Source organism: Leifsonia sp. Soil_N53, assembly GCF_057655165.1.
This window is the reverse complement of sequence record NZ_JBDGMM010000008.1, coordinates 1-8792: the sequence shown is the minus strand read 5'-3', so window position 1 is coordinate 8792 and position 8792 is coordinate 1. Positions and strand designations below refer to the sequence as shown.

General features: G+C 72.6%; 9 protein-coding genes. 2 read left to right on the top strand and 7 right to left on the bottom strand.

What is annotated here, in order from left to right; genetic code table 11:
- Window positions 1–107: 107 nt before the first annotated feature.
- The 3 genes from AC3A3H_RS00235 to AC3A3H_RS00225 form a co-directional block, all read right to left on the bottom strand.
- A complete protein-coding gene (locus AC3A3H_RS00235; RefSeq protein WP_487612523.1) occupies window positions 108–1592 on the bottom strand; it encodes a pyridoxal phosphate-dependent decarboxylase family protein in 1485 nt (494 codons plus the stop codon).
- Window positions 1579–2961 carry an MFS transporter gene (locus AC3A3H_RS00230; RefSeq protein ID WP_487612522.1) on the bottom strand — a complete coding sequence of 461 codons (1383 nt, stop codon included), beginning with the start codon at window positions 2959–2961 and terminating at the stop codon, window positions 1579–1581. Before AC3A3H_RS00230 ends, AC3A3H_RS00235 begins: the two co-directional genes overlap by 14 nt.
- Window positions 2962–3038: 77 nt before the next feature.
- Window positions 3039–3410 carry a twin-arginine translocase TatA/TatE family subunit gene (locus AC3A3H_RS00225; RefSeq protein WP_487612521.1) on the bottom strand — a complete coding sequence of 124 codons (372 nt, stop codon included), beginning with the start codon at window positions 3408–3410 and terminating at the stop codon, window positions 3039–3041.
- A gap of 81 nt (window positions 3411–3491) precedes the next feature.
- Between AC3A3H_RS00225 and AC3A3H_RS00220 the strand changes: the two genes are divergently transcribed.
- Window positions 3492–4124 (top strand): O-methyltransferase, encoded by a 633-nt coding sequence (locus AC3A3H_RS00220; protein ID WP_487612520.1) that lies wholly within the window; start codon window positions 3492–3494, stop codon window positions 4122–4124.
- Between the two features lie 88 nt (window positions 4125–4212).
- On the opposite strand, the gene AC3A3H_RS00215 is transcribed toward AC3A3H_RS00220, so the two are convergent.
- The 3 genes from AC3A3H_RS00215 to dapE form a co-directional block, all read right to left on the bottom strand.
- Window positions 4213–4386, bottom strand: coding sequence for a DUF3117 domain-containing protein (locus AC3A3H_RS00215; protein ID WP_021764147.1), 174 nt, complete (start codon window positions 4384–4386; stop codon window positions 4213–4215).
- Window positions 4387–4502: 116 nt separating this feature from the next.
- The gene (locus AC3A3H_RS00210; protein ID WP_487612519.1) at window positions 4503–5750 is read right to left on the bottom strand and encodes a hypothetical protein; all 1248 of its coding nucleotides are present in this window, start codon (window positions 5748–5750) and stop codon (window positions 4503–4505) included.
- Window positions 5719–6801, bottom strand: coding sequence for a succinyl-diaminopimelate desuccinylase (gene dapE, locus AC3A3H_RS00205; protein ID WP_487612518.1), 1083 nt, complete (start codon window positions 6799–6801; stop codon window positions 5719–5721). The genes AC3A3H_RS00210 and dapE overlap by 32 nt, the downstream gene beginning before the upstream one ends.
- Before the next feature lie 17 nt (window positions 6802–6818).
- On the opposite strand from dapE, the gene dapD reads away from it, so the two are divergent.
- Window positions 6819–7808, top strand: a complete 990-nt coding sequence (gene dapD / locus AC3A3H_RS00200; RefSeq protein ID WP_487612517.1) for a 2,3,4,5-tetrahydropyridine-2,6-dicarboxylate N-succinyltransferase — start codon at window positions 6819–6821, stop codon at window positions 7806–7808.
- 75 nt (window positions 7809–7883) lie between these two features.
- Here the strand turns inward: dapD and AC3A3H_RS00195 are convergent.
- The coding region (locus AC3A3H_RS00195; protein WP_487612516.1) for a dihydrolipoamide acetyltransferase family protein at window positions 7884–8792 on the bottom strand (909 nt) is incomplete at its 5' end.

The window sequence follows — 8792 nt, the reverse complement described above, 5'->3', positions numbered from 1 at the left end:
GGCCGCAGCGGCGATCCGCGCCGTCGCCGCCGGGCTGGCCGCGCGCCCGCGCGACCTCCCGGGCCGCAAGCTCCCGCTGTCGACCCGCTAGGCGGCCGCCGGAGGCGTCAGCCGGGCTCCACGATCCGGGCCAGCAGCTCGACCAGCAGGCGCTCGGTGACCGGACGCGGCAGCGCCTCGATCAGCGCCAGCAGCGGGGCCTGCTCGTCCGGGAGGCCGGGGGCGTCGCCGGCGATCCCGACCGCGCGCAGCAGAGCGGCGGCGGTGTCCGAGTCGAGCGGCCCGACACCGATCAGCCCGTCGCCGAGCGGCGGCAGCGCGGACAGCGCGGCGGCGGCGTCCACGCGGGGCACGCCCCGCACGTCCTCCGCGGACGCCCGCAGCGCGGCCTCCAGCTCGTCCAGCCGGTCCCGCGTGACCGGCGTGATCGTCAGGTGAGTCGTGTGCGGCAGGTGCGTGCCGTCGGCCTGCGTCAGCCCGGGCTGCAGCTGGAGGTGCCAGCCGCGCCTACGCGCCCGGTCGGCCCAGTGGTGCGGGTCGACGCGCCGGTCCTCCGGCACGGAGTCGTCGGTCGCGACGGCGAGCAGCGGTCCCGTCGGCGACCCCACCACCCGCAGGCCGTCGATGTCGCCGATGATGTCCGCGAGCGTGCGGGTGGCCCGCAGGCAGGCCTCCGCCAGCGACGCGAACCCGCGGGCGCCCAGGGCCTGGATGATCGCCCACGACGCCGCGAGGGCGCCCGCCGACTTGGAGCCGAGCAGCGTCGGGTTCACCACCGGGTAGCCCGGCCAGCCGGTCGTTGCGAAGTACTGCAGCCGCTGCCGGTCACGGCCGCGCTGCAGCAGGACGCTCGCGCCCTTCGGCGCATAGCCGAACTTGTGGAGGTCGGCCGACAGGCTCGTCACGCCGGCGACGCGGAAGTCCCACAGCGGCAGCGCCGAGCCGTCCGGCTCGCGCCAGAACGGCAGGATCCAGCCGCCGATGCACGCGTCCACGTGCAGATCGACCCCGGCGTCGTCGCATGCCGCCGCGACCTCCTCGACCGGATCGAGCGACCCGTACGGGTATGACGGCGCGGAGACGACCGCGAGCGCGACGTCGGGCCCGAGCCGCTCGATCAGCCGTGCCGCCGCCACCCGCCCGGTGCCCGGGTCGACCGGCACGAGGTCCAGTTCCAGCCCGAAGTACTCGGCCGCCTTGTGGAACGCCGCGTGCACCGTCGCCGGCGCGACGATGCGCGGGACGCCGGAGCCGCCGCGCGCCCGCCACGCCTCGCGCGCGGTCTTCACCGCGAGCAGGCACGACTCGGTGCCCCCCGACGTGACAGAGCCGACGACATCGTCGCCGCCGTGCAGCAGCTCGCGGGCGAACCCGAGCACTTCGCGCTCCATCACGGCGACCGAGGTGAACGTGGTCGGGTCGAGGCCGTTCACCGGCTGGACCATCCGAACGGCCGCGGCGGCGAGCTCGTCCAGCTCGGCGATGCCCGAGTCGTACACGTAGCTCAGCACGCGCCCGCCGTGGGTCGGCGCGTCTGCGGCGCGCAGGCCGGCGAGCCGGCTGAGGATGGCGTCGCGGTCAAAGGATGTCATCGATGTCTCCTCTCCGCAGCCGGTACCGCGACAGCGACACCAGGCTCGCAGCGATGATCGCCGCCGGGATGACGCTGAAGCTCAGCACGATCCCGACCACGGCCGCCGCGGGCTGCGTCGCGCCCCCGGCCGCCGCTGCAGCGTCGGACGCGGACCGCGCGATGTACCCGGTCAGCGCAAGCACGATGGTGAGCACGGTCGCGCCGAGCGCCATGCCGGTGGTCTCCCCCGCCGTCCACATCCCGCCGAACGTCCCGGCCCTGCCCGGACCGTTGCGTCGCGCGTCGTGCGAGATCACGTCGGGCAGCATCGCCATCGGCAGCGACTGCATGCCCGCGTATGCGGCGCCCGCGACCGCGACCGGCAGGTAGACCCAGGGTCCGGGCGCCCAGACCAGCAGCACCATCGACAGCGCGGCGATCCCGAACAGGAGGCTGGCCAGCCGGAACCCGCGCTCCTTGCCGATCCGCCGGGCGAGCACGCCCCAGGCCGGCGTCACCAGCAGCGCCGGCCCGATCAGCGCGATGAACAGGAACGTGACCGCGTCCTCCGAGTGCAGCACCCAGGTGGCCACGTAGTTCGCTCCGGCGAGCATCATGCCGGTCGCCAACCCCTGCAGCAGGAAGGTGAGCAGCAGCGCCCGGAACGGCTGGCTGCCGCGCAGCGCGCCGATCCCCGCCGCGTAGTTGGTGCGGAACGTGCTGAGCACGCCCTCCCGTGGCGGCAGCGCCTCCGCGGGCAGCTGCCGCGGCGCCACGAAGGCCGACACCAGCATCCCGGCGCCGATCACGACGCCCGCGACGAGCGCCATCAGGAAGTAGCCGGCGAAGTCGTTCCCGCCGCCGAGCGACCGCAGTGCGGGGCCTCCGGCGCCGAACAGCAGGATCGCGAACGTCAGCACCACGACGCGCCAGGTGAGCAGCCGGGTCCGCTCGTCGTAACCGGCCGCCAGTTCGGCCGGGAGGGCGATGTACGGCACCTGGAACAAGCTGAACGCCGTCGCCGTCAGCAGGAAGGCCACGAACACCCACACGGCCGCCGCCGTGGCGGGCGTCCCGGCCGGGACGGCGAAGGTCAGCAGGAAGAACACCGGCAGGGCCACCGCGCCGAGCAGCATCATCGGCCGCCGGGATCCGCGCGCGGCCAGCATCCGGTCGCTGCGCGCGCCGATGACCGGGTCGATGAGGACGTCCCACACCTTCGCCACGGTCACGACGAGCCCCGCGGCGATGGCGGCGACGCCCAGGCTGTCGGTGAGGTAGTACACGAGGACCAGCCCGGGGAGCGTCGCGAAGCCTCCGGTGCCGAGCGAGCCGACGGCGTAGCGGGCGACAGTCGCCCGGGTCAGCGACTGCTGCGTTGCGATCATTCCCGCATCGTATTGGATGCAGAGTCGTATCGGGGCGCAGGCCGCTCAGCGACGCGCGACGGATTCTGTACGGGCGCTCAGGTGGACTCGGGATCGAACGGCGGCAGCGTGCCCGGCGGCAGGCTCGCACGCTGAGCCGATCCCGAACTGTTCAGCGCCGATTGTGTCACCGGCTTGATCGCCGACGGGGCGGGCGCGTCGTCGAGCAGCGCCTCGCGGATGATGCGGCGCGGGTCGTACTGGCGCGGGTCGAGCTTCTTCCAGTCGACGTCGTCGAATTCCGGCCCCATCTCCTCTTTCATGCGGTCCTTGGCGCCGTCGGCGAAGTCGCGCACCGTGCGCACGAACTGCCGGAGCTTGCCCGCGTAGAGCGGAAGCCGTTCCGGCCCGATGAGGAACGCAGCGATGACAGCCACGATCAGGAGCTTCTCGAAGGTCAGGCCGAACACACATAAAGAGTATCGCGCGCGGCTGCGCGAATGCTGGATCAGCTGGGCCTATTCTGGACCGAGGCCACCGACGGGAGATATGTGTCTGACAAGGACTCGAACTGGAGATTCGCCGACGACATCATCGTCGAGAGCGAGGTGATCACCCGAGCCCGCCAGCAGTCCCTCGAGCTGGGCGTCGACCCGATCGCGCCGAGCACGGGCGCCCAGGCGGCCGTCGTCGTCGCCGCGACCAGGGCGGAGAACATCGTCGAGATCGGCACCGGTGTCGGCGTGTCGGGGCTGTGGCTGCTGCACGGCGGCACGGAGGCGCAGCTCACCAGCATCGACGTCGAGGTCGACCACCAGCAGCACGCCCGCACGTTCTTCACCGAGGCGGGGATCGCGGCCAACCGCGTCCGGCTGATCACGGGGCACGCGCTCGACGTCCTCCCCCGGATGAACGAGAACTCCTACGACATCGTCTTCGTCGACGCCGACCCGCAGTCGGTGATCGAGTACGTCGAGCACGGCCTGCGACTGGTGCGGCCGGGCGGGACCGTGCTGGTGGCCCGCGCGCTCTGGCGCGGCCGGGTCGCCGACCCCGCGGCGCGCGACCCGCTGTCGACCGGCTTCCGCACGCTCATCACGGAGACGGCGGCCTCCGGAGCCGTGATCAGCGCGCTGTCGCCCGCGGGCGACGGGCTGCTGCAGCTCACCAAGCTCACGCCCTGAGCGACCCCGCGAGCAACGAGCCCGCGAACGAGGAAAGGGCCCCGATCGCTCGGGGCCCCTTCTCGGGTATCTCGTCAGGTGGGTAACGTCAGGAAGCGCTCACCACGCTCGCGAGAGCATCGTGCAGTTCCTTGGCCTCCGCATCGTTGACGGAGACGACCAGACGTCCCCCACCTTCGAGCGGTACCCGCACGATGATGAGCCGTCCCTCCTTCACAGCCTCCATCGGCCCGTCCCCGGTCCTCGGCTTCATGGCCGCCATGCAGCTCCCCTTTCGTGAATGTCGTGTCCATTATCCGTCATCCACGGCGGACGGGGGAAATCGCCGGTCTACCCCGCGCACAATGGGCCGCGGGCCAGACGGCTGTCGGCGACGGATCACGGCGGCGACCAGTCGGCGCCGTCCACACCCCAGCAGATGGCGATCCAGCCGACCTGGAGCGCCACGGCCAGCACGACCATCCCGACCCGGTACACGCGGTTGCGCGGCAGCGCGATCGCGCCGAGGAGCGGGAACAGCGGCATGAGCAGCCGGAAGGTGCTCGACTGCGGGAAGAACACCGCGAACAGGTACAGCGAATACGCGGCGATCCAGAACCGGAGGTCGACGCCCAGCCGGCGCACGGCGGGCGAGAACAGCAGCACGGCGTACACCGCGACCAGCAGCACGAGTGCGATCACGCCGATCCAGCCGGGGACCCCCAGCATGACGCTCGCCCACCAGTCCGCACCCTGGAACCACGGGGTGAACGGCACCAGGTGGGTGAAACCGATGTACGGCGCGCGCCAGGCCAGCTCGGTGTCGGTGTACGCGGTCCACGACCCGGTCGCGACGGCGGCGATCGCCGGCCAGGCGATCCCGGCGACGGCGCTGAAGACCGCGAGCGACGAGCTCAGCACCCGCTCCCGCACCGGGAACGGATCCTCCCGTCTGTGCAGCCAGCGGTAGACGACGTGGAGGCCGACCGCCAGCGCGAACGCCAGGCCGCTCGGGCGGGTGAAGGCCATGGCGAGCACCACGGGGAACAGCCAGCCGTAGCGCCGCTCGACCAGGAGCAGCAGGGCCGTGGCCAGCAGCAGCAGGTAGAGCGACTCGGCGTACGCGAGCTGGAACAGCGGCGAGACGGGCGAGAAGCAGAACAGCACGACCGCGAATATGCTCGCGGACGCGCCGAGCCCCACGCGCAGCGTCAGCCGGTAGAACACCAGGGCGGCCCCGGCCGCGCACAGCGCCGACACCAGCACTGCCGCGGGCGCCCAGGGCAGCCGGGTGAGGAACATCACCGCGTCGACGACGCCCGGGTAGCCCGGCAGGAACGCCCAGGCGTTCTCCGTCACGTGCAGGCCGTCCGACGACGGCAGGGACGCCGGGTAGCCGCTGACCGCGACGATGTTGTACCAGAGGCCGTCCCAGATCGTCGCGAACGAGAAGTAGTCGGGGTGCGCGCCGGTCCACGGATTCTTCCCCTGGTTCGCGGCGAAGATCAGCAGGATGACGGTGGTGACGACCCGGCTGGCGAGGAAGACGCCGAGAACCCGCACCCACCAGCGCGACCACCACGGGCCGCGTGGGGCGAGCGCCGCCTCCACGGCCTCAGCGGGCGCCGGGACCGTTGAGCCAGGCACGGAGACCGGCCTCCACCGAGACGATCTGCTCCACGTCCACGCGCTCGTCGTCGGCGTGGGCCTTCAGGGGGTCGCCCGGCCCGTAGTTGACCGCGGGGATCCCGAGCGCGCTGAACCGCGCGACGTCGGTCCAGCCGTACTTGGGCTTGGCCACCCCGCCGACCGCCGCGACGAACTCCTGCGCCAACGGGGCGTCGAGCCCGGGCCGGGCGCCGTCGGCGCGGTCAACCACGGTGATCTCGTAGCCGTCGAAGAGCTCGTGCATGTAGGCGATCGCCTCCTCCGAGCTGCGCGACGGGGCGAACCGGTAGTTGACGTGCACCATCGCCTCGTCCGGGATGATGTTGCCCGCGACGCCGCCCGAGACGCCGACGGCGTTGAGCCCCTCGCGGTATGTCAGCCCGTCGACCTCCACCTCACGCGCGGTGTAGCCCGCCAGCAGGTCGAGGACCGGCGCGATCTTGTGGATGGCATTGTCGCCCACCCAGCCGCGGGCGGAGTGCGCGCGCAGCCCGTAAGCCCGCACCTCGACCCGGAGGTTGCCGTTGCAGCCGCCCTCCACGACCCCGTTGCTCGGCTCGCCCAGGATGGCGAAGTCCCCGACGAAGAGGTCGGGCCGGTTGCGGGCGAGGCGGCCGAGGCCGTTCAGCTCGGCGTTGACCTCCTCGTGGTCGTACCACATCCACGTGATGTCGATCGCGGGGTCGGTCAGCTCGGCGGCGAGCTTGAGCTGCACCGCGACGCCGGCCTTCATGTCGACGGTTCCGCGACCCCAGAGGTAGCGCACACCGCCGTCGACCTCGAACCGGGTCGGGAGGTTGCCGTTCAGCGGCACGGTGTCGATGTGGCCGGCGATCAGCGCACGGCGCTCCCTGCCGAGATTCGTGCGCGCCACGACCGTGTCGCCGTCGCGGATGATCTCCAGGTGCGGCAGCGGCGACAGCGCCGCGACGATCGCGTCGGCGAGCGTGCGCTCGTCCCCGGAGACCGACTCGATGTCGCAGATCTGCCGGGTGAGGTCGATGGACGTGGCGCTGAGGTCGAGAGTCACGCTACTAATCTAGGGGCATGCCTTCCGACTTTCCTGACGAGTCCGCCGCGTCCGCGAACGCCCACTCCGCCTGGGGCTACGGGCTGGCCACGATCGCCGGCGACGGCACCGTCCTCGACACCTGGTTCCCGGAGCCGCGGCTCGGCCGCCTCCCCGCCGGCCGGGAGCGCTGGATCGCCCCCGCCGAGTTCGAGGAGCTCGCGGTGGAGGACGCGCGGCGCAACGTCCGCATCGACATCGTGACGGTCGAGATCGACTTCGACGCCGCTCCGGCCTCGACCCCGGACGCGTACCTGCGCCTGCACCTGCTGTCGCACCTGCTCGCCCGGCCGAACACGCTGAACCTCGACGGGATCTTCGCGCACCTGCCGATCGTCGCCTGGACCAACGCGGGACCGGTCCTCCCGGCCGACCTGGACCGGCTGCGCCCGTCGCTGCAGCGCGCCGGCATCCACGTCACGGGCATCGACAAGTTCCCCCGGCTGCTCGACTACGTGACGCCCGACCGGGTGCGCATTGCCGACGCCTCGCGCGTGCGGCTCGGCGCGCACCTGGCGCCGGGCACCACGGTGATGCACGAGGGCTTCGTCAACTTCAACGCGGGCACGCTCGGCTCCTCGATGGTCGAGGGCCGCATCTCGCAGGGCGTCGTGGTCGGCGACGGCTCCGACATCGGCGGCGGCGCCTCCATCATGGGCACGCTCTCCGGCGGCGGCACCCAGCGCGTCGCGATCGGCGAGCGTGCGCTGCTCGGCGCGAACTCGGGGATCGGCATCTCGATCGGCGACGACAGCGTGGTGGAGGCCGGCCTCTACGTCACGGCGGGCACCAAGGTGGTCGTGGTCGACGGGCCCGTCACCGCTGAAGGCCGCCCGCAGACCGTCAAGGCCGTCGACCTCTCCGGCGTGCCCGGTCTGCTCTTCCGCCGCAACTCGCTCACCGGCGCGGTGGAGGTCCTCCGCCGCTCCGGCACCGGCGTCGAGCTGAACGCCGCCCTCCACGCCTGACCCCCACCATCAGTTCCGGACTTGTGTACGCGACACGCCGCGGTGCGCGTACACAAGTCCGGAAGCGACGGCTGCTCAGACGAGGGTGAGGACGGAGGCGGGGTCGGCGAGGACGCGGCCGATGTCGGCGAGGAAGCGCGAGCCCTGCTCGCCGTCGACGATCCGGTGGTCGAACGTCAGCGCCAGCGTCAGCACATTGCGCAGCGCGATCCCGCCGTCGTGCTCCCACGGCTGACACCGCACCGCGCCGACGGCCAGGATCGCGGCCTCCCCCGGCGTCAGGATCGGGGTGCCGGCGTCCACACCGAACACGCCCACGTTGGTGATCGTGATCGTGCCGCCGGTGAGCGCGCTCGGCGGGGTCTTGCCGGAACGCGCCGTCACGGCCAGGTCGCGGATCGCTCCGGACAGCTCGGCCAGCGAGTGGCCGTCGGCGTCGCGGACGACCGGCACCAGCAGCCCGCGCGGGGTGGCCGCGGCGATGCCGAGGTGGACCGCCCGCGTCTGGACGATCTCCTGCGCGGCCTCGTCCCAGCGGGAGTTCACCTCGGGCGTGCGACGTGCCGCCAGACACAGTGCCTTCGCGACCACCGCGAGGAGGCCGGGCCGGGCATCGGCGAGGTCGGGCCGGGCGCGGAGCCGCTCGATCAGCTCGGTCGTCGGCGTGACGTCGACGGTGAGGAACACGGTCGCCTGCGGGGCGCCGAACGCGCTGCGGACCATCGCGTCGGCGGTCGCCTTGCGGACGCCCTTGATCGGGATGCGCAGCTCGCCGGGCGCGCCCTTTGTCGCAGCCGCGGCCGTGGGTGCGGCTCCGGCGGTCTCGAAGGCGTCGAGGTCGGCGCGCGTGACGATGCCGCGCTCGCCCGTGCCGGTGACGGCGGCGAGGTCGATGCCGCGCTCGCGAGCCAGCTTGCGGACCGGCGGAGTCGAACGCGGGCGCTCGCGGACGGCGGTGTCGGCGGCGGGTGCGGCCGCGACGGC